This is a genomic window from Streptomyces sp. NPDC001544, assembly GCF_042894285.1.
Classification (GTDB): domain Bacteria; phylum Actinomycetota; class Actinomycetes; order Streptomycetales; family Streptomycetaceae; genus Streptomyces.
Map to the genome: position 1 here is coordinate 67,105 of NZ_JBIAVN010000020.1, position 22,369 is coordinate 89,473.

Below are 22,369 nucleotides of genomic sequence, written 5' to 3' on the forward strand. Positions count from 1 at the left end.
GCAGCCGTCGGACCCCCACCACCCACGAGGACGCCATGAGCAGCAGCACCGTCATCACCAACATCGCCACGCTGGTCACCAACGACCCCTCCCTCGGCGACGGTTCCCCTCTCGGTCTGATCCAGGACGCGGCCGTCGTCATCGACGGCGACCGCATCGCGTGGACCGGTGAAACCAGCAAAGCACCCGCCACTGACAATCGGGTCGACGCGGGCGGCCGGGCGGTGCTGCCGGGCTTCGTCGACTCCCACTCGCACCTGGTCTTCGCGGGCGACCGCACGGCCGAGTTCAACGCCCGTATGTCAGGCCGCCCCTACAGCGCCGGCGGCATCCGCACGACGGTCGCGGCGACACGGGCGGCGACGGACGCGGAACTGGAGGCGAACCTCACCCGTTACCTGAGCGAGGCCCTCCGCCAGGGCACCACCACCTTCGAGACGAAGTCGGGCTACGGCCTGACGGTCGAGGACGAGTCCCGCGCCCTGCGCATCGCGGCCGCGCACACGGACGAGGTCACCTACCTGGGCGCGCACATCGTGTCGCCCGACTACGCCGAGGACCCGGCGGGGTACGTCGCCCTGGTCACCGGAGAGATGCTCGACGCCTGCGCCCCGCACGCCCGCTGGATCGACGTCTTCTGCGAGAAGGGCGCCTTCGACGGCGACCAGGCCCGCGCGATCCTCACCGCCGGCAAGGCGAAGGGCCTCCACCCCCGTATCCACGCCAACCAGCTCTCCTACGGCCCCGGCGTGCAACTGGCCGTCGAGCTCGACGCGGCCAGCGCCGACCACTGCACCCACCTCACGGACGCGGACGTCGACGCGCTGGCGAGCGGCCGCACGGTGGCCACACTGCTGCCCGGCGCCGAGTTCTCCACCCGCGCCCAGTGGCCCGACGCCCGCCGCCTCCTGGACGCGGGCGTCACAGTGGCCCTGTCCACGGACTGCAACCCCGGCTCCTCCTTCACCTCCTCGGTCCCCTTCTGCATCGCCCTCGCGGTACGGGACATGGGGATGACCCCGGACGAGGCGGTGTGGTCCGCGACGGCGGGCGGGGCGGCGGCGTTGCGCCGCGAGGACATCGGCCGCGTCAGCCCGGGCGCGTACGCCGACCTGACCCTGCTGGACGCGCCGAGTCACGTGCACCTCGCCTACCGGCCGGGGGTGCCGCTGGTGAAGCAGGTCTGGCGGCGAGGCATGCCGGTGATGTGACCGCACCGACGCCCGGGTGAAGCGGGTCACATTCGCCCGTGTCACAGGAGGCCGGGCTGTCTCGTCTCGGGGGTGTAGCCACTCCCGAGCAACCGAGGAGCACCTCATGGACGCGCGACTGAACTACTTCGCCAGCCCCACCGCCGGCAAGGCCCTCAAGTACTTCATGTCGGCGGGCAAGGCCCTCAAGGACTCGCCGCTGCCGGCCGCGACGCAGGAGCTGGTGGCGCTGCGCGTCAGCCAGATCAACGGCTGCGCCGTCTGCATCGACATGCACACCAAGGATGCCGCCGCGGCCGGTGAGACCCCGGTGCGGCTGAACCTGGTGGCGGCGTGGCGGGAGGCCACCGTCTTCACCGAGGCCGAACGTGCCGCGCTGGCGCTGGCGGAGGAGGGGACCAGGGTCGCGGACGCGGCCACGGGCGTCAGCGACGAGGTGTGGGCGTACGCCGCCAAGCACTATGACGGGGAACAGCTCACCGCCCTGGTCATCCTGGTCTCCTTCATGAACTCGGTGAACCGGCTGAACATCATCACCCAGCAGCCGGCCGGCGACTACGAGCCCGGACAGTTCCACTGAGACGGCGTGAGCTCAGCACGGCCGGGTGAGAAGGTGCCAAGGGGAGGGGGTTCGGCGTGAACAAGGTGGAGGAGTTCGAGGAGCTGCGGCCGCTGCTGTTCTCGATCGCCTACCGGATTCTGGGCAGCGTGAGCGAGGCCGAGGACGCGGTGCAGGAGACATGGCTGCGCTTCGACGGCTCGTCGACCCCGCCCGCCTCGGCCAAGGCGTTTCTGTCCGCCACGGTGACACGGGTCTCGATCGACGTACTGCGCTCCGCGCGCGTGCGGCGGGAGGCGTACGTGGGTCCGTGGCTCCCCGAACCGCTGCTGAGCGACCCGTACGAGGATCCGGCGCGCTCGGCGGAGCTGGCCGACTCGGTGTCGACGGCGGCGCTCCTGCTGCTGGAGCGGCTCAGCCCGCTGGAGCGGTCGGTGTTCGTGCTGCGGGAGGTGTTCGCCTTCGGGTTCGACGAGGTCGCCGCGGCGGTGGGGCGTTCCGAGGACGCGTGCCGGCAGTTGCTGGTGCGGGCACGGCGGCACATGCAGGCCGGGCGGCCACGGTTCGAAGCGGACCGCCGGGAGCGGCAGGAGCTGGCGGCGCGGTTCTTCGACGCGTTGAAGGACGGCGACGTGGGCGCGCTGCGGAACCTGCTGGCCGCCGACGTCCAACTGGTCGGGGACGGCGGCGGCAAGGCCCCGCAGCTTGCCAGGGCCGTCGCAGGGGCGGAGAACGTGGCCCGGCTGCTCGCCTCCGTCTTCCCCTGGCTGGCCCGGATCGACGTGACGTTCGAGCCGCACGAGGTCAACGGCCAGCCCGGCGCGGTCTTCCGCGACCGGGACGGCCGAGTCCTGCACACGCTGGCCCTCGACGTGCTCGACGGGCGGATCCAGACCATCCGCACGGTCATCAACCCGGACAAGCTCGGCCACCTCGGCCCGGTCGCCGACGCCTGGGCCGTCGACCGCGAGCTGAGGCGGGCCCGCCGGTCGCTCAGGTAGCGCTGCCCGAGGTCGTTTCGGCCTTCGTGTAGAGGACCTCGCGGGCCTGTTCCGCCGCACGGATCATGCTCTCACCGACGAAATCGACGAAGCGGGCGATGTTTTCGAGGCGGACGGCGGCGGGGGAGTCACGGCCGAGGACGCTGACGCCCTGCCGCGCGGTCTCGGCGAGCTGGGCGTGGGAGCGGGCGGCGGCGATCATGCCCTGGTACCAGACGTCGTTGTCGGCGACATAGCGCTCGCGGCGGTGTTCGTCGCGCTCCCGGCGGATGAGGCCCTGGCCGTCGAGGAACGCGACCGCCTTGGAGACGGACGCCGGGCTGACCTGGAGGCGCTGGACGAGTTCGGACGCCGTGAGGCTGCCCGTGTCGCTGGTGTAGAGGGACACCAGCACCCGGGACATCATCTTGGGCAGGCCCTGCTGCATGAGGAGGGTGGTGAACGCCTCCTCGTACTCCCGCACGGCCTCCGTGTCGTGTCCCTGCCCCTGCGCACGGGCCTGCGGTCCTCGGGGCACGGCCTGCCTGCGCCGGTGGGCGCGGCGCTCGGTGGCGCGGTGGGCCAGGTCGGCGCGGTAGGCGGTGGGGCCGCCGTTGCGCATCACCTCGCGCGTGATCGTCGAGGTGGGGCGTTCCAGACGTCTGGCGATCTCCGCGTACGCGAGGCTGTCGGCCAGCCCCAGCGCGATCTGCTGGCGTTCCTGCTGGGTGAGCCTGCCTCCCGGCATCGTGTCTCCTTTGTGGTTCGTAGTGCCTTGAGCATAGCGTTCACACTCTGCTCATTGCAACGTTCCGAATGGGGGGTGTTGCATTAAATCCAGAGCCGTTGCAACGAATTTTTGCCTTTGAGCTGTGCGTTTGTCGCTAGGAAGCAACGAACTTATTGCCGTGTCCATGAATGCAACGTAGCGTTTCCAGTGTCAGAAACAAACGACGAGCACCGGAGACCACGATGCAGAAGTTCGACACCCCCGCCCCGATCGCCGCCGTCCTCGACATCCCCGCCGGGAGCATCCGGTTCATCGCCGCCGACCGGACCGACACCACGGTCGAGGTCCTCCCCGCGGACGCCTCGAAGGGGCGCGACGTGAAGGCTGCGGAGCAGACCGAGGTCGCATACGCCGACGGCGTCCTGCGCATCGAGGTCGCGGCGGCGAAGAGCCGGGTCCTCGGCCCCTCCGGATCCATCGAGGTGACGGTCCAGCTTCCCGCCGGCTCGCGCGTCGAGGCTAAGGCTGCCAGCGCCGAGTTCCGCGGCGTTGGGCGGCTCGGCGACGTCGTCTTCGACGGCCAGCAGGCCACCGTCAAGCTAGACGAGACCGCCGACGCCCGTCTCGCCGTCCTCGCCGGCGACATCTCGGTCGGCCGCCTGGGCGGTTCCGCGCAGATCAGCACCCAGAAGGGCGACCTCCATATCGCCGAGGCCGTGCGCGGCACGGTCACCCTGCGCACCGAACACGGGGAGATCTCGATCGGCGCCGCCCGTGGAGTCTCCGCCTCCCTGGACGCCGGTACCACCTACGGCCGCATCCACAACGCGCTCAAGAACTCCGACGGCGCCGACGCCGCCCTGAACATCAGCGCGACCACCGCCTACGGCGACATCACCGCCCGCAGCCTCTGAGAGAGGCCAAGCCTGGCTCCGATGTCAGCCCTGCCGACCGGTCCGAGGACCGCGACAGCCGATCAGAGCCTGGGAACACCGGAATACGCCGAGGACCTGTCTTCTGCCGGCGGCAGAACACCGGCCCGGCCAGGCTCGACGATCACTACAGTCCAGGCTCATGACGACGGTTGCAACGCGCCCGATCGCATACGCGGCCGACGGCCTGACGATGATCGGACACCTCGCGCTCCCGGCCGGTGCCGACCGCCGGCCCGCGGTCCTGGTCGGGCCCGAGGGGATGGGGCTCAGTGACGTCGAGCGCCGCCGGGCCGACGCGCTCGCCGAACTGGGTTACGTGGCCCTGGCCTTCGACCTCCACGGCGGGCGCTATCTGGGCGACCCCGAGGAGATGTTGGCCCGTTGCCTGCCGCTGCTCGCCGACCCCGACCGGATGCGAGGCATCGGCCACGCGGCGCTCGACGTGCTCCGTGCCGAGCCGCGGACCGACCCCGACCGGATCGCCGCCGTCGGCTACGGCACCGGGGGCGCAATCGCGCTGGAACTCGGGCGCGACGGCGTCGACCTGCGCGCGATCGCGACAGTCAACGGACTGACCACGGGCCGGCCAGGCGAGACGGCGCGCATTCACTGCCCGGTGTGGGCCGGGGTCGGGTCGGAAGACCCGATCATGCCGCCTGCGCAACGGGACGCGTTCACCGCCGAGATGCAGGCTGCGGGGGTCGACTGGCGCCTCGTGGTCTACGGCGGCGCCTTGCACGCCTTCCATCACCCACCGGTCGACCACACCGTGCGTCCCGGCGTCGGCCACCACCCGCAGCACGCGCAGCGCGCCTGGCGGGACGTCGTCGACCTGCTCACCGAGTGCCTGCCCATGACGGAGTGAGCGTGCGTGCCGGACGCCGCCGCGCAGATGGGGGTTTGTTCACAGGCTCCCGGATGCGCGAAGGCCCGGACCCGCGGTGGGGGGCGCGGCCGGGTCGGCGCCTTGAAGACCCTGGCCGGAGCCCGGGCCGGAGTTGTCTTCCCGGGGTGGTGACTGTGCCGCGTAGGCGGCGGGGGCATGGCCGGTGTGGCGGCGGAAGAAGCGGCCGAAGTTGGACGAGTTGGTGAAACCGAGGTGGGCGGCGACCGCGCGGGCGCTCCATCCGGCGCTGCCGAGGAGCCGGCGTGCTTCGAGGAGGCGTCGTTCGTCGATGAGGTCGCGTACCCCCTTGCCGGTCGCCTGCCGGGCGGCGCGGCTGAGGGTGCGTACCGAACAACCCAGCAGTTCACCGTAGTCCTCGGCCCGGTGCCTGTCCCGGAAGTGGAGCTCCAGGGCGTCCAGGAACCGCCCGTACGTATCGGGAGCGGCAGCGGGAACGGCCCGGGCGACGCCCGGCGAGTACACGAGGCGCAGGAGCAGTGATTCGAGCAGGCCGCGCCGCAGCGCGTGGTGGGCGTCCAACGGGCGGCGTCCCAACGCGCGGTGCTCGTCCAGGAGCTGGAGCGCGGTCTCCTGCAGCCAGGTGGCGTCGTCGGCGTGCGGGGTCAGAACGGGCGGGGCGTCGTGCGCGGTGAGCGGGGCCAGCAGGCGGGCGATGTCGGGCCGCAGCACACCTGGCTCGAACAGGATGAACGGGCCGCGGGCGGCACCCGGTTGGTGCCAGCACTGCACGTGCCCGGGGCGCACCCACAGCCACTGGCCGGGGGCGACGGTGCGGGTGGCGTGGTCGACGTCGTGCAGCAACTCGCCCTCCGTGACCGCGATGAGGTAGTGGAAGGTGGCTCGGCCGGGGCGAGGCGGGTTCCACGGCCAGTCGTCGTGCTGGACGAAGAAGTCCTCGACGGTGGTCACCTCCAGCCCGAAGGGAGTACCGACCGGGGGCTGGAAGCCGTACAGAGGGGCGGGTGCATCCGACGGAGGAACGGATTCCTTCGCCCCGTCCGACTGTCCGCTGCCGACCATCATGTGTCCGCAGTCTAACGCCCAAAACGCCCAGCCCTCGGAAATCATTACTGGCGGAGCCCGGACAGTCGGGCCGTTGGCGCCTGGAGTACGCGGGCGCACGCCGGGCGGATACGGCCGGCCACAACACCTCTGAAAGGCATAGGGGATGGGCGTCAGCAAGGAAGAGATCAGCAAGACCATCATCGAGCTGGAGAAGTCCTTCAACGAGCGATGGAGCGCCGGCGACAACCGCGGCTACCTCGACGCGTTCGCCGAGGAGGTCAGCTACTTCGACCCGATCCTCGAGAACATCGTGGTCGGCCGGGACAAGGTCATCGCCTGGATCGACTCCCTTTACTCCAACCCGCACATCGTGCGCAGCGAGTACCTCAACCCGCAGGTCCACGTCAGCGACGCCGGCGACTTCGCCGTCCTGGCGTACAACCTGAACACCTTCGTTCTCGACGAGAACGGCATGGAACAGCAGCTGCGCGCCTGGAACGCCTCGCACGGCTACAAGCTGATCGACGGCCAGTGGCGCATCGTGCACTCCAACTGGGCGTTCACCCGGACGGTGACGGAGAAGATCGCTTCCTGAGCGGCCTGCCGTTGGGTGTGTCCCGTCGTACACGGAGCAAGGAGCTGAACGTCATGAACGGCAAGGAGCTGCAGCAGACGGCAGCCGAGTTCGCCGAGGGCCTGCCAGGCACCGCACTGGAGCATCCCTTCGGCCCGGAGTGGGACGTGCACAAGGTGCGCGGCAAGGTCTTCATGCTGATGACCGACGTCACCGGGGAGCCGCTGGTGATCCTCAAGTCCGCGCCCGACGAGGCAGTGGCGCTGCGCGCGCAGCACGCCGAGATCACCCCCGGATACCACATGAACAAGCGGCACTGGATCACCCTGCACGGCGGGGACTCCCTCGACCGCGCTTTGGTCGAGGAACTGGTGACCGACTCCTACCGGCTGGTGGTCGCGGGGCTCCCGAAGGCACGGCAGCCCGTGGACCCGGCGACATACGACCGGGGAGACCGCGCCCCGCGATGACCCTCACCGGGCTTCGGCTGCAGCAGACGGCACGCCGCGCGGCCGAGGCGCTGCCCGGCTCCGGCAGCAGCCGTCCCTTCACCGAGAAGCTGGACGTCCACAAGGTCGGCGGGAAGGTCTTCCTGATCGTCACGGACGATCCCGGTGAGCGGATCATCACGGTCAAGGCGGAGCCGGAACGCGGGCGGCGGTTGCGGGACGCGTATCCGTCGATCACCGCCGGACGCTACCTCGCCAAGACCCACTGGGTCTCCGTGGGCGCCGGCCCGGGGATCACTGCCGCGCTGGTCGAGGAGCTGGTCACCGACTCCTACGACCTCGTCCTCGATTCGGTGCCCCCCGGCCGGCGGCCCGCCCGGACCACCTGACCACCCCGAACGGGAAAGCGCTCCACCTCACGTCTGGACGGCCGCGCCGGCATCGGCGACCTGGAGGAACTGCTGCCCCTGCGGCCGAGCGGCAGGAGCGTGCGTCGATGGTGGAGGGCCGTCCACGCCTCCTGTGAGCGGGATCTCTTCGGTGACGACGACGCATGACGGGGTGAGCGGGCGGCGCCGGTGCAAGAGGTGAACGAGGTCTCTCCGGGCGCCCCGGAGAAACCTCGCGGACCTCACTCCTCGACGGTCAGCCCCTTGCGCAGCCGCACCAGCGTGCGCGACAGCAGTCGCGACACGTGCATCTGCGAGATGCCGAGTTCCTCGCCGATCTCTGACTGGGTCATGTTGGCCACGAACCGGAGGGAGAGGATCTTCCGGTCCCGGGCCGGGAGCTCGGCGATCAGCGGCTTGAGCGACTCCACGTACTCGATGCCTTCGAGCCCGTGGTCCTCGTAGCCGATGCGGTCCGCGAGCGCACCCTCGGTGTCGTCCTCCTCGGGCTGGGCGTCCAGCGAGGAGGCGGTGTACGCGTTCGAGGCGGCCATGCCCTCGACGACCTCGTCGGTGGAGATGCCCAGCCGCTCGGCGAGTTCGACCGGCGTCGGCGCGCGATCGAGCTTCTGGGCCAGCTCGTCACCGGCCTTCGCCAGGTCGAGCCGGAGCTCCTGGAGCCGGCGCGGGACGCGCACCGACCACGACGTGTCGCGGAAGAAGCGCTTGATCTCGCCGATGATGGTTGGCATCGCGAACGTGGGGAACTCCACGCCACGGGAGAGTTCGAAGCGGTCGATCGCCTTGATCAGGCCGATGGTGCCGACCTGGATGATGTCCTCCATCGGCTCGCTGCGGGAGCGGAAACGGGAGGCGGCGAACTTGACCAGGGCGAGGTTGAGTTCGACGAGGGTGTTGCGGACGTACGAGTACTCGGGCGTCCCTTCCTCGAGCGACTCCAGTCGCTCGAACAGGGTCTTGGAGAGGGCGCGTGCGTCGAGAGGGGCGATCTCGTCGTACGGGGGGATCTCCGGGAGCCCGTCGATGGGATCCGCGGGATCGATGGGATCCAGTTGTTCCGGTGGGGGTGTCGACGTCGCCGTCCGGGTATGCGATGCGTCGAGCCGGGGTGACATGGGTGTCCTCCATCGTTCTCGGCATAAGGCTGCCGAAGCCGTGCGTGCACTGCGGTGTGCGGCGCCTCCAAAGCCGGCCGTGTCGGGTGCGTGTCCTTACTAGCCCTACCCGCTTCCGCATGACTGCCGCAAGTGCATTTTGGTAGGTTATGTCCGTTTGTGTGGGGTTGTTCGGGTGTCGGAGTGCGTGTGGAAGGCGTAGTGTTCGAGGGCATCAACCTGGCTCCGGCCGGGTGTCAGCAGAGCAACAGGCAGCACCACGACCTCGGGAGAGACACGGCATGGACCGCGGGACGGTCGGCAGCGCACAGTCGGGCCGGCTTCTGGTGGAGGTGCGGGAAGAGGGTTCCAGCGCCGTAGTGACACCGGCGGGTGAGCTCGATCACCACACCGCCGATCTGTTGCGTGAACCCCTCGACGACCTCCTCGACAAGGGTTTCTCGCGCCTCGTCGTGGACTGCTCACGGCTGGAGTTCTGCGATTCCACGGGGCTCAACGTGCTGCTCGGTGCGCGGCTGCGGGCGGAGGCCGCCGGGGGCGGCGTGCATCTGGCGGGCATGCTCCCGGTCGTTGCGCGTGTGTTCGAGATCACGGGGGCGGAGGCGGTCTTCACCGTCCATGCCTCCGTCGAGGAGGCCCTGGCGGACGACTCCGGCTGAACGCCGTCGCCCGCGGCGCCATGCCCGACGTAAGGGGTGTCGCCCCGGCTCGCCCGGGCAGGAGACATCCTGAACCTGTCGGTGCCGGGGTGCGGGAACATCGGGGAACCGGCGAACGGCCCGCGTACGACGTACGTACCGAAAGGCATCGGCGCCCACGGTGGGCCGCCGGTCGGGTCGGTGGGTGCGGACGGGAACCGAGCGGGAACCGAGTGGAACCGGCTGGAATACGTCGGTGTCCACGGTACTGATGGGGATCGGTTGGTATCGGTCGGCCTCGACGGGTGACCCGTTGGTATGTACAGGGATGGGTAACAAGATCTATATGAACGACTTCTGAATCGTGAACGGTGAATCGGTGAGGTGAAGCGCTGATGAGCACCACCCGGCCTTACTCGCCGGGCGACCGCGGCCCGGAGCCCAGCGGCGCTTCCGGGGCGTCCGAGGGGGGTACGCCGGAGTCGGGCGTGTCCGCGAAGGCAGCGGTGCCGTCCGTGCCGGCGGAGGGGGGCCGCAGGCCCCGCCAGGAGCGACGGCTGCGTCTGGACGGCGAGAGCGGTGTCGTGCCGCTCGCCCGTGACTTCACCCGCCAGGCGTTGTACGCGTGGGGCTGGCTGCCCGCCGCGTCCGCCGATCAGCGGGCCGCCGCCGAGGACGTACTGCTGGTCGTCTCCGAGCTGGTCACCAACGCCTGTCTGCATGCTGAGGGGCCCGATGAGCTGGTTCTGACCTGCGACAACAAGGTGATCCGGATAGAGGTCACCGACCGTGGCAGTGGTCAGCCCGCGCCGCGCACCCCGCATCGCGCCGGACGGCCGGGCGGTCATGGCATGTTCATCGTCCAGCGGCTGTGCCTGGACTGGGGTGTCGTCCGCACGCCGGGGGCGTCGGGCAAGACGGTGTGGGCGGAGCTGGGCGCTCCGGCGTAGGCCTTCCGGGCGGGGGCGAGAGGGCCTCGCTCCCCGCCTCCCTTGCCCCCTTCCCACCCCCAGGGGCCCTGCCCCTTCGACCCCGCCGGGGGGCTGCCGTCCCCCGGACGGGCCGGGTAATGCCGCACGCCGGATCGTCACAACTCCGGTGTGCGCCGTCTCTTCCTTCCTCACGACCCCGGGCGTACCTTGACGGCCCATCTGATGCGCCGTCAGGAAAGAGGTGGGCCGTGTACCCGAAACGAACCGCCGCGTTCGCGTCCGCCGCGGCCCTGGCCGGCTCCGCGGTGCTGTTGGCCGCACCCATGGCCCACGCCGACGTCGTGAACGTCAACTACCAGTGCAAGACGCCCATCGGTGACAAGAGCGCCCTCTCGCCCATCGACATCAAGGGCGTCAGGAGCGGCACCGGCTACAAGATCACCATGAGCTGGCAGAAGGGCGTCTCCTCCAGCCCCGTCGAGCTCGGCAAGGGCGCGATGAACCCGAGCGCCACCATCAGGCTCGGCGGCGCCGACAGCGGCACGCTCGCGGTGTCCGGCCCGGCCAACCAGGCCGCGATACCCGCCAACACCCCCATCAAGATCAGCGACCTGAGCGGCACCTACACCCCGAAGAAGTCCGGCAAGGTCACCTTCACGGCGGGCGTGCTCACCATCAAGGCACTCGGCACGACGACCACCTGCACCCCGACCAACAATCCCCAACCGTCCCTGACCCTGGACGTCGCGGGGGCGAGCGGCGGCTCCGGTTCCGGTTCCTCGTCGTCATCGGGCGGCGGCGCCGACTCCGGCGGGCAGTTGCCCCGGACCGGCCCCGAGGACTCCGCGATAGCACTGGGCACGCTCGGCGGCACCGTCCTCCTCACGGGTGCGGCGGGTGCGCTGTGGCTGACCCGCCGGAACCAGGCCGTACGCCGCTGAACCCCGGGTACGAGCGCTGGAGCCGCCCATGCCGTCCGCCACCCGCGTCAGCCGCCTGTCCCTGCTGCCGGCCTCCCTCCTGAGCCTGCTCGTCGCCGCCCCGACCGCCTCGGCCGCCGACTCCTGGACACTCGCTCCCCTGGGCGGCGACCGCCCGTCCGTCTACGCCGAGGGCGCCCCCGGGGCGGTCCTGCGGGACACGGTCTCCGTGACCAACCCCGGCGGCAGGCCACTCTCGGTACGCCTCACCGGCACCGGCGTCCGCGTCGCCTTCGCCGAGACCCGGGTCCGCGTCCCCGCCCGCACCCGCGCCGACGTGCCCTTCACGGTGACCGTCCCGCCCGGCACCGGGCCCGGCGACCGTGCCGGCACCATCGTCGCGCGGGACGGCGAGGGCCGTACGGCGACCGTGGGCGTACGCCTGAGGGCCGTCGGACCGGCGCTGTCCGCGCTGACCGTCGAGCACGTCGCCGTGCACGGCGACCGCATCTCGTACGAGCTGGTCAACCGCGGTACGACCGCCCTCGTGCCGACGCTCGCGGTGCGCGCCGACGGCGTCCTCGGCCGCCGGGTCCTGGACCGCGCCCCGCGCACCCTGCCCGTCCGGCTCCCCCCGGGCGAGCGGCTGCGGCTCGACGAGCCGTGGCCCGACCGGCCCGCGCTGGACGCGGTCGACGTACGGCTGACGGTGACGGCGTCCGGCGGGGCACACGCCACGGCCGGCACGTCGGCGCGGTTCGTCCCGTGGGCTGCGATGACGGGCACGGGGGCGGGGGCGGCGGCCGTGTCGGCCACCGCCGTGGCGGTACGTCGGCGCAGGCGTCGCACGCCGCAGTTCGCATCCTCGGTCGAACAGATCCGGTCGACGCACCAGGGACAGGCAGGAGCGGTGCGATGAGCGGCAAGGGGCGGATCCCGGCACTGGTGGTGGTCCTCGCGCTGCTCCTGCTGCCCCTCGCGGGCGGCGCGTCGGCGGCCTCCGGGCCCGGTGTCGAGCTGTCCGCGTCCCAGGCGGGCGCCGGCGGTTCGCTCACCGTCAGCGGCAGCGGCTGGCGGCCGCACACACTGCTGATGGTGCTGGTCTGCGGACGGGCCACCCCCGCCCGGGGAGTGATCGGCGGCACCAACTCCTGCGCCAACGCGGACGGCCGGGCCGTCACCACCGACGCGAAGGGCGGCTTCAGCAGGAGGGTGCCGGTCGCCGAGCCGCCGGTGCCGTGCCCCTGCGTGGTGCACGTGGCCACCGTCACCGGCGCGAAGGCGAACGCCGACGCGGCGCTGAAGGTCGCCGGGCACCCGGTCGAGCCGCTGCCCGCCGAGTCCTTCGGAGGCCGGCTCCTCCTCCTCAGCGACACCCGGCTGTCGGGGTCGAGCGGGCTGCTCACCTGGTTCGGGGCGCCGCCGTCCCGCACCCTGGTCTTCACCGTCGGCAACGCCGGCCCCGGCGACATCAAGAACCCCGTGTTCAAGGTCGGCACCGCACACGGCGTCTTCGCCCCCGAATGGGACGACCAGCAGTGGCGCGGCACCCTGGCGCCCGGCGGGAAGGCGCGGATCGAGCTGCCCGTCGAGCTCGCGGCCGGAGCACACGGCGACTACACCGTCTCCGTGAAGTACGGCGGCAAGGTGCTCGCCGAGCAGCCCTGGGGCGTGGGCCACCCCTGGGGCGTGACCCTGTTCTGGCTGCTGCTGTGCCTCGTCGTACCGGCCGCGCTGTTCCGTGTCGGCATGGCGGTGGTGGACCGGATCCGGCCGCGCCGGGCGAGCGGCGGGCGGCGCGGGCCCCGCCGCGCACCGCCGACCCTGCGACTGCCCGGCTCCCGTACCCCTCAGGCGCCCCCCGCCCCCGACTCGACCCTGCCGTGGTTCACCCCGGACTCCGCTCCGGGCGCGGCCGGCCGGCTCTCCGCACCGCACGACGACAGCCCGACGAGTCCGACGACTCCCACCTGAAAGGGACCCAAGTGAGCAAGCGAAGGAGAGTGACACCGACCGGCGGACCCGTCGTCCGGCGAGCGGGTGCGGCGGCTGCCGTGCTGGTGCTCTGTTCGGCCGGCGTGCTGCTCGGCATGAGCGCCGGCTCCGCCGAGGCCGCCGAGGTCTCGTACGCCACCCACTGCGTGCCGCCCGCCGGCATCGACCCCGTCGACGGCACCACGAAGGTCGAGATCACCGCACCGGCCACGGCGAAGGTCGGCGACACCGTGGACGTGGTGTGGAAGTTCACCCAGCCCGCGGCGAAGAACCCGGACATCATCGACCTGCCCGCGAACTCGGTGCAGCCGTCCGGCACCCTCAAGGCGTCCGGGGCGCAGACCGCGGACATCGCGATGCAGGGACCGCGCGAGAACCCGGCGATCCCCAAGGGCGGCGCGATGGTGCTGTCCGACATGAAGGGCACGCTGAAACTGACCACGGTCGGCGAGGTGAAGCTGACACCGGACGCCTACACCGTCAACGCCATGTCGACGGACACCAAGTGCACGCCGACCGAGACGGTGCAGCCCTCGGCGACCATCCAGGTGTCGGCGGGCGGCGGCACCGGCACGAAGTCCGCCACCCCGACCAGGTCCTCCAGCCCGACCGTGACCTCCAGCGCCAGCGGCGGCACCGGCCAGACGGACTTCACCGGCAAGGAGGTCCAGATCCCGTACGCCTGCAAGACGCCCCTCGGTGACAAGAGCGCGACCTCGCCGGTGCAGATCAACGCGAAGAAGAACGGCGGGAGCTTCGACCTCACCGTGCAGTTCAAGAAGTCGGTCATGGACAGCCCGGCGCCCATCCCCAAGGGCTCCGTGAAACCGTCGATGGACGTCGTGCTGGGCGGCGCGGACAAGGGCACGGTGCACGTCGAGGGCCCGACGAACGCCGCCGACATCAAGACCGGCGACCCGATAGCGATCCCGGACCTGACCGGCACCTACAAGCCGGGCGCCGGCGGCAAGTCGACCCTGTCCCCGGGTGTGCTGACGGTCAAGGCCCTCGGTACGACGACGACCTGCACGCCGACGAAGACCGAGGTCTCCCTGACCCTGGACACCAGCCCGCAGCCGGGCGGCGCCTCCGGGGGGACCTCGACCTCCGGCGGCACCTCCTCCTCCGGCGGCGCCTCCTCCTCCGGCGGCAGCGGCAGCGGCGGCCTGGCCGAGACGGGTGCGAGCGACCACGGCGCCCTGAAGGCCCTAGGCCTGGTCTCGGGCACGGCGATCCTGCTGGGCGGTGCCGTGTTCACGTTCCTGCCGGGCCGGCGGACCCGCTGAAACGGCCGGGATGAAACGGCCGCGGTGAAACGGCCGCGCTGAAACGGCCGGAGGGCCGTCGCGTCCCGGACGGGATGCGACGGCCCTCCGCGGAGCCTTCGGCGTGCGTCAGCGCACGTCGCCCATGAGCTCCTTGACCTTCTTGCGGTACATCCACACCGCGAGACCGGCGAGAACGGCGAGGGCCGCCTCCAGGGCCACGATGCCCGTCTTGTTGAGGTCGACATCGGCGACACCCAGCAGACCCGTGGTGGCGTCACCGGCGGTGACGGCCAGGAACCAGACGCCCATCATCTGCGAGGCGTACTTGGCGGGCGCCATCTTCGTGGTGACGGACAGGCCGACCGGGGAGAGCAGCAGCTCACCGACGGTCTGCACGAAGTAGATCGCCACCATCCACATCGCGGCCGCCTTGTGACCGCCGTCGGCGATCGCGAGCGGGGCGAGGAAGAGGAAGAAGGACGCGCCGATCAGGACCAGGCCGCCGGCGAACTTGGTCGCCGTGCTCGGCTCCTTGCCGCGCCGGTTCAGGGCGAGCCACAGCGCGGCGAAGACCGGCGCGAACGCCATGATCATGACCGGGTTGACCGACTGGTACCAGGAGACCGGGAACTTCCAGCCGAAGAGGGAGTTCTCGGCGCTGCTGTCGGCGAAGATCGACACGGTCGAGCCGCCCTGGTCGTAGATCATCCAGAACACGGCCGCCGCGACGAAGAACCAGATGTACGCCGACATCCGCGACTGCTCGGTGCGGTCCAGCTCCCGGTCCCGCTTGATCCGGGCGATCACGACGACCGGGATGAGCAGACCGGAGATGATGATCGGGACCATCACCCAGTTGAGGGTGTAGACGCCGGAGAAGCCGACGACGGCGTAGAACACCACCGCGACGCCCGCCCACAGGGCCGCCTTGCGCAGGGTGGCCGCCTTCTCCTCGGCGGACAGCGGGGTGGGCACGACGTCCGAGCGGGAGTCCAGGTGACGCGTGCCGAGCAGGAACTGGGCCAGCCCGAGCGCCATGCCGAGCGCGGCGAGCGCGAAGCCGAGGTGCCAGTTGACCTCCTGGCCGACGGTGCCGATGACCAGCGGAGCGGCGAAGGCACCGACGTTGATGCCGATGTAGAAGAGCGTGAAGCCACCGTCACGGCGCGGGTCGTCCGGACCGTCGTACAGGTGGCCGACCATCGTGGAGATGTTGGCCTTCAGCAGACCGGAGCCGATGGCGACCAGACCGAGGCCCGCGTAGAACGTGCCGGAGTTCGGCAGCGCCAGGGTCAGGTGGCCGAGCATGATGACCACGCCGGCCACGGCGACCGTCTTGCGGGGACCGAGGACGCGGTCCGCGAACCAGCCGCCGGGCAGGGTGAGCAGGTACACGAGGGACAGGTACACCGAGTAGATCGCGGTCGCGGTGGCCGCGCCCAGGTGCAGCCCGGCCGGGGCCACCAGGTACAGCGGGAGCAGCGCCTTCATGCCGTAGAAGGAGAACCTCTCCCACATCTCGGTCATGAAGAGGGTGGCCAGTCCGCGGGGGTGGCCGAAGAAGGTCTTGTCGGAGCCGGGGGTGCCCCGGCGGACCGAGTCCTTCGTCAGGCTGGACGCCATGGTCGTTCCTTGCTGGTCGGGACGCGCCGCGATGAGCTGGTGCGCGCCCGGTTGGGGGGAGCGGGGTTCCACGCCTCTGCACGGGTTGACGCGCGTAGCGGCCCCGGCCCTGGGTGGTCCTCTGGCCGACAGTGGTCGGCGAACGCACAAAAGAGACCTTCAGCGTCGAACGAGCGCCGAAGGTCTGCCGCGTGCCACAGGCGTTCAACTCACCATACGGCAGGACACCGCCTGATATGGAAGGACTTGAGACACGGATCACAGGTGTCGCCATGACTGGACACCGGTTTCGAAGGTATCTCCTACGATCGCACCTGTCGGCCATAGGTTCGTACCACTGTGCCCCAAGGTAAGAATCCCGGAGTCCGATCACACCCCAGCAGAACGCGCGGGCGGACTACCATCAGCTCATGACCCGTGTACTGCTCGCCGAGGACGACGCGTCCATCTCGGAGCCGCTGGCCCGCGCCCTGCGCCGGGAAGGTTACGAGGTCGAGGTGCGCGAGGACGGACCCACCGCGCTGGACGCCGGCATCCAGGGCGGCGTCGACCTGGTCGTGCTGGACCTCGGCCTGCCCGGCATGGACGGCCTGGAGGTCGCCCGCCGGCTGCGTGCCGAGGGCCACACCGTCCCGATCCTCATCCTGACCGCGCGGGCCGACGAGGTGGACACCGTCGTCGGCCTGGACGCGGGCGCCGACGACTACGTCACCAAGCCCTTCCGGCTCGCCGAACTGCTCGCCCGGGTCCGGGCCCTGCTCCGGCGCGGCGCCGCCGAGCCGCAGCAGCCGCCGGCCACGCACGGCGTGCGGATCGACGTCGAGTCGCACCGGGCCTGGATGGGCGACGAGGAGTTGCAGCTCACCGCCAAGGAGTTCGACCTGCTGCGGGTGCTGGTCAGGGACGCCGGCCGGGTGGTCACGCGGGACCAGCTGATGCGCGAGGTCTGGGACACGACGTGGTGGTCGTCCACCAAGACGCTGGACATGCACATCTCGTGGCTGCGGAAGAAACTCGGCGACGACGCCGCGAATCCCCGGTACATCGCCACGGTGCGGGGTGTGGGCTTCCGGTTCGAGAAGAGCTGAGCGGGTTTTGCCGGTTCGCCTTCGAGCTCGAGCCTTCAGGTTCGTCGGCGGCTGAGGGTGTTCCGTGGCTGGTCGCGCCCCGCGACGGAGCCGCAGGTCGATGCGGCCCCGCGCCCCTTGGCGGGTTCACTCGCCCCAGTCGTAGAGTCACCCGGAGGGCCCCGTGCGTCGTCGTCTCATCCAGTCCACCCTTGCCGTCGTCCTGGTCGTGATCGCCGTCTTCGGTGTGTCGCTCGTCATCGTCGAGACCCGGACGATCAGCAACAGCGCCCAGGAACGGGTGGACTCCGAGGCCGTCCGGCTGGCCAGCATCGTCGACAGCCGGATCCTCGGCTCGCAGGACGTCACCGCCGAGCTCCTGAAGAAACAGGTCACCAAGGACCAGTACGCGGTCATCCGCATGCCCGGCCACCAGCCGATCGAGGTCGGCGACAGGCCGCAGGGCGACGTGATCCACGCCACGCAGCAGGGCGAGGAGGGCGAGATGGTCACCGTCCAGGAGCCCCGCTCCGCGGTGACCCGGGAAGTCGGCCGCACGCTGCTGATCATCGGGCTGGTGGCGCTGCTCGCGGTGGTCGCCGCCGTACTGCTCGCGGTACGCCAGGCCAACCGGCTCGCGTCCCCGCTGACCGACCTCGCGGAGACCGCCGAACGCCTCGGCTCCGGCGATCCGCGCCCCCGGCACAAGCGGTACGGCGTCCCCGAGCTGGACCGGGTCGCCGATGTGCTGGACTCCTCCGCCGAGCGCATCGCCCGGATGCTCACCGCCGAGCGCAGGCTGGCCGCCGACGCCTCCCACCAGCTGCGCACACCGCTGACCGCGCTGTCGATGCGCCTGGAGGAGATCACCCTCACCGACGACCCGGACACGGTGAAGGAGGAGGCGAACGTCGCGCTCACGCAGGTGGAACGCCTGACCGACGTGGTGCAGCGGCTGCTGACGAACTCCCGCGACCCGCGCACCGGCTCCGCCGTCGCCTTCGACCTCGACGAGGTCATCCAGCAGCAGCTCGCCGAGTGGCGCCCCGCCTACCGCAGCATGGGCCGGGCGATCGTCAGCTCGGGCAAGCGGCACCTGCAGGCGGTCGGCACCCCGGGCGCCGTGGCCCAAGTACTCGCGGCACTGATCGAGAACTCCCTGATGCACGGGGGCGGCACGGTCGCCCTGCGCACCCGCGTCACCGGCAACCAGGCCGTCGTGGAGGTCACCGACGAGGGACCCGGAGTCCCGGCCGACCTCGGCGCCCGTATCTTCGAGCGGACGATCAGCGGGCGGAACTCGACGGGGATCGGCCTGGCGGTGGCCCGCGACCTCGCGGAGGCCGACGGCGGCCGTCTGGAACTCCTGCAGGCCCAGCCCCCGGTCTTCGGCCTGTTCCTGTCCCGGACCCCGCCCGCCCGGAAACCCACCGAGGACAGCCCGACGGTCCGCTAGGACAGCGCCGGCCGGCCGTTCAGGCCGATGCGGGGATCTGGGGGCGGCAGCCCCCAGCAGTGCGGCGCCTGAGACCCGGGCCTACGGCACCCGCTGGCTGGGGCGCGGCTTCTTGGACTCCGCCACGAGGATCGATTCCGCGCCGGTCACGGCCTCGGCGGCCGGGAGGGCCTTGAACACCCAGGTGCGGTAGGACCAGAAGCGGAAGAGGGTCGCGACCCCGATGCCGACGAACTTGAAGACGTTGCTCTGCAGCGGGCTGTCCCAGCCGAAGCCGTACGTGGCCAGGTACAGAACGCCGTTCTCGATCACCAGGCCCACCACGCTGAACAGCAGGAACAGGGTGAGTTCCCGGGTGCGCCTGCTGGTGTCGCGGTCGCGGTAGGTGAAGTAACGGAAGCCGACGTAGTTGAACGCGATCGCCACCACGGTGGCTATCACGCTCGCCCGGACGACCTGGAGGTCGGTGACGTGCCGTACGAGGTTGAACACGCCGAGATTGACAAGGGTGCCCGCGCCGCCGACTACGCCGAACTTGGCCACCTCGCGTACGAGCCTTTGCAGCCCCGAGGAACGATGTTCCATGGTCGTGCAGGCTCCCGTCGCTAGGTTGCGTCAACTCCGCCATGCTATCCGCCGCCCCGCAGGGTTTCCTGCGGACGGGCTATCAGGTCGGAAAGAACCCGGAAAGTACCGGGTAAGAGGAGCGGAATCCGGCCGCGCTGGCGCGGCCGATACCCTGGGTGCGTGACGTTCCCGGTAGTCGGCATGGTCGGCGGTGGTCAGCTCGCGCGTATGACGCACGAGGCGGGCATCCCGCTGGGCATCAGGTTCAAGCTCCTCAGTGACACCCCGCAGGATTCCGCGGCGCAGGTCGTGAACGATGTCGTCGTCGGCGACTATCGTGACCTGGAGACGCTGCGAGCCTTCGCGCAGGGTTGCGACGTGATCACCTTCGATCACGAACACGTACCCACCGAGCACCTCAGGGCCCTGGAGGCGGACGGCATCCCCGTGCGCCCGGGGCCCGACGCGCTGGTGCACGCCCAGGACAAGGGGGTGATGCGCGCGAAGCTCACCGAGATCGGCGTGCCCTGCCCACGGCACCGCATCGTGGCCGACCCGCACGACGTGGTCGCCTTCGCCGCGGAGGGCGACGGCTTCCCGGTCGTCCTGAAGACCGTGCGCGGCGGTTACGACGGCAAGGGCGTGTGGGTGGTCGAATCCGCCGAGGAGGCCGCCGAGCCGTTCCGCGCGGGCGTCCCGGTCCTCGCCGAGGAGATGGTCGACTACGTCCGCGAACTCGCCGCGAACGTCGTACGCTCCCCGCACGGCCAGGCGGTCGCCTACCCGGTGGTGGAGTCCCGGCAGGTGAAGGGCGTGTGCGACACCGTCATCGCGCCCGCCCCCGGCCTCGACGAGGACCTCGCGCTGCAGGCCGAGCGGATGGCCCTGACCATCGCCAAGGAACTCGGCGTCGTCGGCCACCTCGCCGTCGAGCTGTTCCAGACCCGCGACGGCCGCATCCTCGTCAACGAGCTGGCGATGCGCCCGCACAACTCCGGTCACTGGACCCAGGACGGCGCGATCACCAGCCAGTTCGCCAACCACGTACGGGCCGTGCTGGACCTCCCCCTCGGCGACCCGCGCCCGCGTGCCAAGTGGACGGTCATGGTCAACGTCCTCGGCGGCGACTACCCGGACATGTACTCCGCGTACCTGCACTGCATGGCCCGCGACCCCAAGCTGAAGATCCACATGTACGGCAAGGACGTCAAGCCCGGCCGCAAGGTGGGCCACGTCAACACCTACGGCGACGACCTGGACGACGTTCTCGAGCGCGCACGTCACGCTGCCGGTTACCTGAGAGGCACGATCACCGAATGAGCCCTGTTGTTGGCATCGTCATGGGTTCCGACTCCGACTGGCCCGTCATGGAGGCCGCGGCCAAGGCCCTCGACGAGTTCGAGATCGCGTACGAGGTCGACGTCGTCTCCGCGCACCGTATGCCGCGCGAGATGATCACGTACGGCGAGCAGGCCGCCGACCGCGGGCTCAAGGTGATCATCGCGGGCGCGGGCGGCGCCGCCCACCTGCCCGGCATGCTCGCCTCGGTGACCCCGCTGCCGGTCATCGGCGTACCCGTGCCGCTGAAGTACCTCGACGGCATGGACTCCCTGCTGTCGATCGTGCAGATGCCGGCCGGTGTGCCGGTCGCCACCGTCTCCGTCGCCGGGGCCCGCAACGCCGGCCTGCTCGCCGCCCGCATTCTCGCCGCGCACGACGAGGACCTGCTGGCGCGGATGCGCGACTTCCAGCAGGACCTGAACGACCAGGCCACCGAGAAGGGCAAGCGGCTGCGCTCCAAGGTCGAGGGGTCCGGCGGCTTCGGTTTCGGGAAGTGACCGCGGTGAGCCCGGTGGAGGCGGCCCGGGAACTGCTGCGCGAGTTCCCGGTCGTCGACGGGCACAACGACCTGCCGTGGGCGCTGCGCGAGCAGGTCCGCTACGACCTCGCCGCCCGCGACATCGCCCGGCCCCAGAACGCTCACCTGCACACCGACATCCCGCGGCTGCGCGCGGGCGGCGTCGGCGCGCAGTACTGGTCGGTGTACGTCCGCTCCGACCTGCCCGACCCGGTACCGGCGACGCTGGAGCAGATCGACTGCGTACGGCAGCTCCTGGCCCGCTACCCCGCGGACCTTGCCCCCGCGCTGACCGCCGCCGACATGGAGACGGCACGTCGGGAGGGCCGTATCGCCTCCCTCATGGGCGCGGAGGGCGGCCACTCGATCGGCGGCTCCCTCGGCACCCTGCGCGGCCTTTACGCGCTCGGCGTCCGCTACATGACGCTCACCCACAACGACAACGTGGCGTGGGCGGACTCCGCGACGGACGAACCGAACGTCGGCGGCCTGTCGGCCTTCGGCCGCGAGGTGGTCCGGGAGATGAACCGGCTCGGCATGCTGGTCGACCTCTCCCACGTGGCGGCGACGACCATGCGGGACGCGCTGGACACCTCGTCCGCGCCGGTGATCTTCTCCCACTCCTCCTCCCGGGCCGTGTGCGACCACCCGCGCAACATTCCGGACGACGTCCTGGAGCGGCTGCCCGCGAACGGCGGTGTGGCGATGGTGACGTTCGTACCGAAGTTCGTGCTCCGGGCGGCCGTGGACTGGACGGCCGCCGCCGACGAGAACATGCGCGCGCACGGCTTCCACCACCTCGACACCACCGCCGAGGCGATGAAGGTGCACCGCGCCTTCGAGGAGCGCAACCCGCGCCCCGTCGCCACGGCGGCCACGGTGGCCGACCACCTCGACCACATGCGCGAGGTCGCCGGGATCGACCACCTCGGCATCGGCGGTGACTACGACGGCACGGCCTTCACCCCGGCCGGGCTCGACGACGTCTCCGGCTACCCGAACCTCCTCGCCGAACTCCTGGACCGCGGCTGGTCGAAGTCCGACCTGGCCAAGCTGACCTGGAAGAACGCGGTACGGGTGCTGGGCGCGGCGGAGGACGTCGCGCGCGGCGTCCAGGCGACGCGGGGGCCGTCCCACGCGACCATCGAGGAGCTCGACCGGTAGGACCCG

General features: G+C 70.9%; 24 protein-coding genes. 19 read left to right on the forward strand and 5 right to left on the reverse strand.

Going from position 1 to position 22,369, the window contains the following annotated elements; translation table 11 throughout:
- The first annotated feature begins 35 nt into the window (after positions 1-35).
- The 3 genes from hutI to ACFY0F_RS34175 all read left to right on the forward strand — a co-directional run bounded on the left by hutI (position 36) and on the right by ACFY0F_RS34175 (position 2,771).
- Positions 36-1,211: an imidazolonepropionase gene (gene hutI / locus ACFY0F_RS34165; RefSeq protein ID WP_388803235.1), complete on the forward strand. Its 1,176-nt coding sequence runs from the start codon at positions 36-38 to the stop codon at positions 1,209-1,211.
- A 106-nt stretch (positions 1,212-1,317) separates the two neighbouring features.
- The gene (locus tag ACFY0F_RS34170) at positions 1,318-1,791 is read left to right on the forward strand and encodes a carboxymuconolactone decarboxylase family protein (protein ID WP_388803237.1); all 474 of its coding nucleotides are present in this window, start codon (positions 1,318-1,320) and stop codon (positions 1,789-1,791) included.
- A 56-nt stretch (positions 1,792-1,847) separates the two neighbouring features.
- The gene (locus ACFY0F_RS34175; protein WP_388803240.1) at positions 1,848-2,771 is read left to right on the forward strand and encodes an RNA polymerase sigma-70 factor; all 924 of its coding nucleotides are present in this window, start codon (positions 1,848-1,850) and stop codon (positions 2,769-2,771) included.
- Here ACFY0F_RS34175 and ACFY0F_RS34180 read toward each other — a convergent pair.
- Entirely contained in the window at positions 2,764-3,498 is a 735-nt protein-coding gene (locus ACFY0F_RS34180; protein WP_388803243.1) for a helix-turn-helix domain-containing protein, read from the reverse strand. The genes ACFY0F_RS34175 and ACFY0F_RS34180 overlap by 8 nt on opposite strands.
- A 224-nt stretch (positions 3,499-3,722) precedes the next feature.
- Here ACFY0F_RS34180 and ACFY0F_RS34185 point away from each other — a divergent pair, with 224 nt between their 5' ends.
- On the forward strand, positions 3,723-4,394 hold the full coding sequence (locus tag ACFY0F_RS34185) for a DUF4097 family beta strand repeat-containing protein (RefSeq protein ID WP_388803246.1): 672 nt from the start codon (positions 3,723-3,725) through the stop codon (positions 4,392-4,394).
- 160 nt (positions 4,395-4,554) lie between these two features.
- Positions 4,555-5,280: a dienelactone hydrolase family protein gene (locus tag ACFY0F_RS34190; protein ID WP_388803249.1), complete on the forward strand. Its 726-nt coding sequence runs from the start codon at positions 4,555-4,557 to the stop codon at positions 5,278-5,280.
- A 39-nt stretch (positions 5,281-5,319) separates the two neighbouring features.
- Here the strand turns inward: ACFY0F_RS34190 and ACFY0F_RS34195 are convergent, their stop codons facing one another.
- Positions 5,320-6,345 (reverse strand): helix-turn-helix domain-containing protein, encoded by a 1,026-nt coding sequence (locus ACFY0F_RS34195; protein ID WP_388803252.1) that lies wholly within the window; start codon positions 6,343-6,345, stop codon positions 5,320-5,322.
- A 145-nt stretch (positions 6,346-6,490) separates the two neighbouring features.
- Here ACFY0F_RS34195 and ACFY0F_RS34200 point away from each other — a divergent pair, with 145 nt between their 5' ends.
- The 3 genes from ACFY0F_RS34200 to ACFY0F_RS34210 are packed head-to-tail and all read left to right on the forward strand — an operon-like array spanning position 6,491 to position 7,739.
- Positions 6,491-6,922, forward strand: coding sequence for a YybH family protein (locus ACFY0F_RS34200; RefSeq protein ID WP_388803255.1), 432 nt, complete (start codon positions 6,491-6,493; stop codon positions 6,920-6,922).
- A gap of 53 nt (positions 6,923-6,975) precedes the next feature.
- Positions 6,976-7,371, forward strand: coding sequence for an MmcQ/YjbR family DNA-binding protein (locus ACFY0F_RS34205; protein ID WP_388803258.1), 396 nt, complete (start codon positions 6,976-6,978; stop codon positions 7,369-7,371).
- Positions 7,368-7,739 (forward strand): MmcQ/YjbR family DNA-binding protein, encoded by a 372-nt coding sequence (locus ACFY0F_RS34210; protein WP_388803261.1) that lies wholly within the window; start codon positions 7,368-7,370, stop codon positions 7,737-7,739. Before ACFY0F_RS34205 ends, ACFY0F_RS34210 begins: the two co-directional genes overlap by 4 nt.
- A gap of 242 nt (positions 7,740-7,981) precedes the next feature.
- On the opposite strand, the gene ACFY0F_RS34215 is transcribed toward ACFY0F_RS34210, so the two are convergent.
- A complete protein-coding gene (locus ACFY0F_RS34215; RefSeq protein ID WP_388803265.1) occupies positions 7,982-8,875 on the reverse strand; it encodes an RNA polymerase sigma factor SigF in 894 nt (297 codons plus the stop codon).
- A 281-nt stretch (positions 8,876-9,156) separates the two neighbouring features.
- Between ACFY0F_RS34215 and ACFY0F_RS34220 the strand changes: the two genes are divergently transcribed.
- The 6 genes from ACFY0F_RS34220 (at position 9,157) to ACFY0F_RS34245 (ending at position 14,646) form a co-directional block, all read left to right on the forward strand.
- On the forward strand, positions 9,157-9,534 hold the full coding sequence (locus ACFY0F_RS34220) for an STAS domain-containing protein (RefSeq protein ID WP_388803268.1): 378 nt from the start codon (positions 9,157-9,159) through the stop codon (positions 9,532-9,534).
- 374 nt (positions 9,535-9,908) lie between these two features.
- Positions 9,909-10,463: an ATP-binding protein gene (locus ACFY0F_RS34225; RefSeq protein WP_388803271.1), complete on the forward strand. Its 555-nt coding sequence runs from the start codon at positions 9,909-9,911 to the stop codon at positions 10,461-10,463.
- 230 nt (positions 10,464-10,693) lie between these two features.
- Positions 10,694-11,386: an LPXTG cell wall anchor domain-containing protein gene (locus ACFY0F_RS34230; RefSeq protein WP_388803274.1), complete on the forward strand. Its 693-nt coding sequence runs from the start codon at positions 10,694-10,696 to the stop codon at positions 11,384-11,386.
- Between the two features lie 28 nt (positions 11,387-11,414).
- Positions 11,415-12,284, forward strand: a complete 870-nt coding sequence (locus ACFY0F_RS34235) for a hypothetical protein (protein WP_388803277.1) — start codon at positions 11,415-11,417, stop codon at positions 12,282-12,284.
- Complete coding sequence (locus ACFY0F_RS34240) at positions 12,281-13,339, forward strand: hypothetical protein (RefSeq protein WP_388803279.1); 1,059 nt, start codon at positions 12,281-12,283, stop codon at positions 13,337-13,339. The genes ACFY0F_RS34235 and ACFY0F_RS34240 overlap by 4 nt, the downstream gene beginning before the upstream one ends.
- An 11-nt stretch (positions 13,340-13,350) precedes the next feature.
- Positions 13,351-14,646, forward strand: a complete 1,296-nt coding sequence (locus ACFY0F_RS34245) for a hypothetical protein (RefSeq protein WP_388803282.1) — start codon at positions 13,351-13,353, stop codon at positions 14,644-14,646.
- A 108-nt stretch (positions 14,647-14,754) separates the two neighbouring features.
- Here the strand turns inward: ACFY0F_RS34245 and ACFY0F_RS34250 are convergent, their stop codons facing one another.
- Positions 14,755-16,251, reverse strand: a complete 1,497-nt coding sequence (locus ACFY0F_RS34250; protein WP_388803285.1) for an oligopeptide:H+ symporter — start codon at positions 16,249-16,251, stop codon at positions 14,755-14,757.
- A gap of 410 nt (positions 16,252-16,661) precedes the next feature.
- On the opposite strand from ACFY0F_RS34250, the gene ACFY0F_RS34255 reads away from it, so the two are divergent.
- Entirely contained in the window at positions 16,662-17,339 is a 678-nt protein-coding gene (locus ACFY0F_RS34255; RefSeq protein ID WP_141311399.1) for a response regulator transcription factor, read from the forward strand.
- A 163-nt stretch (positions 17,340-17,502) separates the two neighbouring features.
- Positions 17,503-18,774: an ATP-binding protein gene (locus tag ACFY0F_RS34260; RefSeq protein ID WP_388803288.1), complete on the forward strand. Its 1,272-nt coding sequence runs from the start codon at positions 17,503-17,505 to the stop codon at positions 18,772-18,774.
- 81 nt (positions 18,775-18,855) lie between these two features.
- On the opposite strand, the gene ACFY0F_RS34265 is transcribed toward ACFY0F_RS34260, so the two are convergent.
- Positions 18,856-19,359: a GtrA family protein gene (locus tag ACFY0F_RS34265; RefSeq protein WP_388803291.1), complete on the reverse strand. Its 504-nt coding sequence runs from the start codon at positions 19,357-19,359 to the stop codon at positions 18,856-18,858.
- A 162-nt stretch (positions 19,360-19,521) separates the two neighbouring features.
- On the opposite strand from ACFY0F_RS34265, the gene ACFY0F_RS34270 reads away from it, so the two are divergent.
- The 3 genes from ACFY0F_RS34270 to ACFY0F_RS34280 are packed head-to-tail and all read left to right on the forward strand — an operon-like array spanning position 19,522 to position 22,363.
- Positions 19,522-20,661: a 5-(carboxyamino)imidazole ribonucleotide synthase gene (locus ACFY0F_RS34270; RefSeq protein ID WP_388803294.1), complete on the forward strand. Its 1,140-nt coding sequence runs from the start codon at positions 19,522-19,524 to the stop codon at positions 20,659-20,661.
- Positions 20,658-21,179 (forward strand): 5-(carboxyamino)imidazole ribonucleotide mutase, encoded by a 522-nt coding sequence (gene purE / locus ACFY0F_RS34275; RefSeq protein ID WP_388803297.1) that lies wholly within the window; start codon positions 20,658-20,660, stop codon positions 21,177-21,179. The genes ACFY0F_RS34270 and purE overlap by 4 nt, the downstream gene beginning before the upstream one ends.
- A gap of 5 nt (positions 21,180-21,184) precedes the next feature.
- Positions 21,185-22,363: a dipeptidase gene (locus ACFY0F_RS34280; RefSeq protein WP_388803411.1), complete on the forward strand. Its 1,179-nt coding sequence runs from the start codon at positions 21,185-21,187 to the stop codon at positions 22,361-22,363.
- Positions 22,364-22,369 lie beyond the last annotated feature (6 nt).

Coding starts and splice junctions, on each gene's coding strand:
- ACFY0F_RS34220 (WP_388803268.1), top strand. CDS start 9,157: ATGGACCGCGGGACGGTCGGCAGCGCACAGTCGGGCCGGCTTCTGGTG.
- ACFY0F_RS34240 (WP_388803279.1), top strand. CDS start 12,281: ATGAGCGGCAAGGGGCGGATCCCGGCACTGGTGGTGGTCCTCGCGCTG.
- ACFY0F_RS34255 (WP_141311399.1), top strand. CDS start 16,662: ATGACCCGTGTACTGCTCGCCGAGGACGACGCGTCCATCTCGGAGCCG.
- hutI (WP_388803235.1), top strand. CDS start 36: ATGAGCAGCAGCACCGTCATCACCAACATCGCCACGCTGGTCACCAAC.
- ACFY0F_RS34205 (WP_388803258.1), top strand. CDS start 6,976: ATGAACGGCAAGGAGCTGCAGCAGACGGCAGCCGAGTTCGCCGAGGGC.
- ACFY0F_RS34235 (WP_388803277.1), top strand. CDS start 11,415: ATGCCGTCCGCCACCCGCGTCAGCCGCCTGTCCCTGCTGCCGGCCTCC.
- ACFY0F_RS34185 (WP_388803246.1), top strand. CDS start 3,723: ATGCAGAAGTTCGACACCCCCGCCCCGATCGCCGCCGTCCTCGACATC.
- ACFY0F_RS34250 (WP_388803285.1), bottom strand. CDS start 16,251: ATGGCGTCCAGCCTGACGAAGGACTCGGTCCGCCGGGGCACCCCCGGC.
- ACFY0F_RS34200 (WP_388803255.1), top strand. CDS start 6,491: ATGGGCGTCAGCAAGGAAGAGATCAGCAAGACCATCATCGAGCTGGAG.
- ACFY0F_RS34190 (WP_388803249.1), top strand. CDS start 4,555: ATGACGACGGTTGCAACGCGCCCGATCGCATACGCGGCCGACGGCCTG.
- ACFY0F_RS34170 (WP_388803237.1), top strand. CDS start 1,318: ATGGACGCGCGACTGAACTACTTCGCCAGCCCCACCGCCGGCAAGGCC.
- ACFY0F_RS34180 (WP_388803243.1), bottom strand. CDS start 3,498: ATGCCGGGAGGCAGGCTCACCCAGCAGGAACGCCAGCAGATCGCGCTG.
- ACFY0F_RS34215 (WP_388803265.1), bottom strand. CDS start 8,875: ATGTCACCCCGGCTCGACGCATCGCATACCCGGACGGCGACGTCGACA.
- ACFY0F_RS34210 (WP_388803261.1), top strand. CDS start 7,368: ATGACCCTCACCGGGCTTCGGCTGCAGCAGACGGCACGCCGCGCGGCC.
- ACFY0F_RS34265 (WP_388803291.1), bottom strand. CDS start 19,359: ATGGAACATCGTTCCTCGGGGCTGCAAAGGCTCGTACGCGAGGTGGCC.
- ACFY0F_RS34195 (WP_388803252.1), bottom strand. CDS start 6,345: ATGATGGTCGGCAGCGGACAGTCGGACGGGGCGAAGGAATCCGTTCCT.
- purE (WP_388803297.1), top strand. CDS start 20,658: ATGAGCCCTGTTGTTGGCATCGTCATGGGTTCCGACTCCGACTGGCCC.
- ACFY0F_RS34225 (WP_388803271.1), top strand. CDS start 9,909: ATGAGCACCACCCGGCCTTACTCGCCGGGCGACCGCGGCCCGGAGCCC.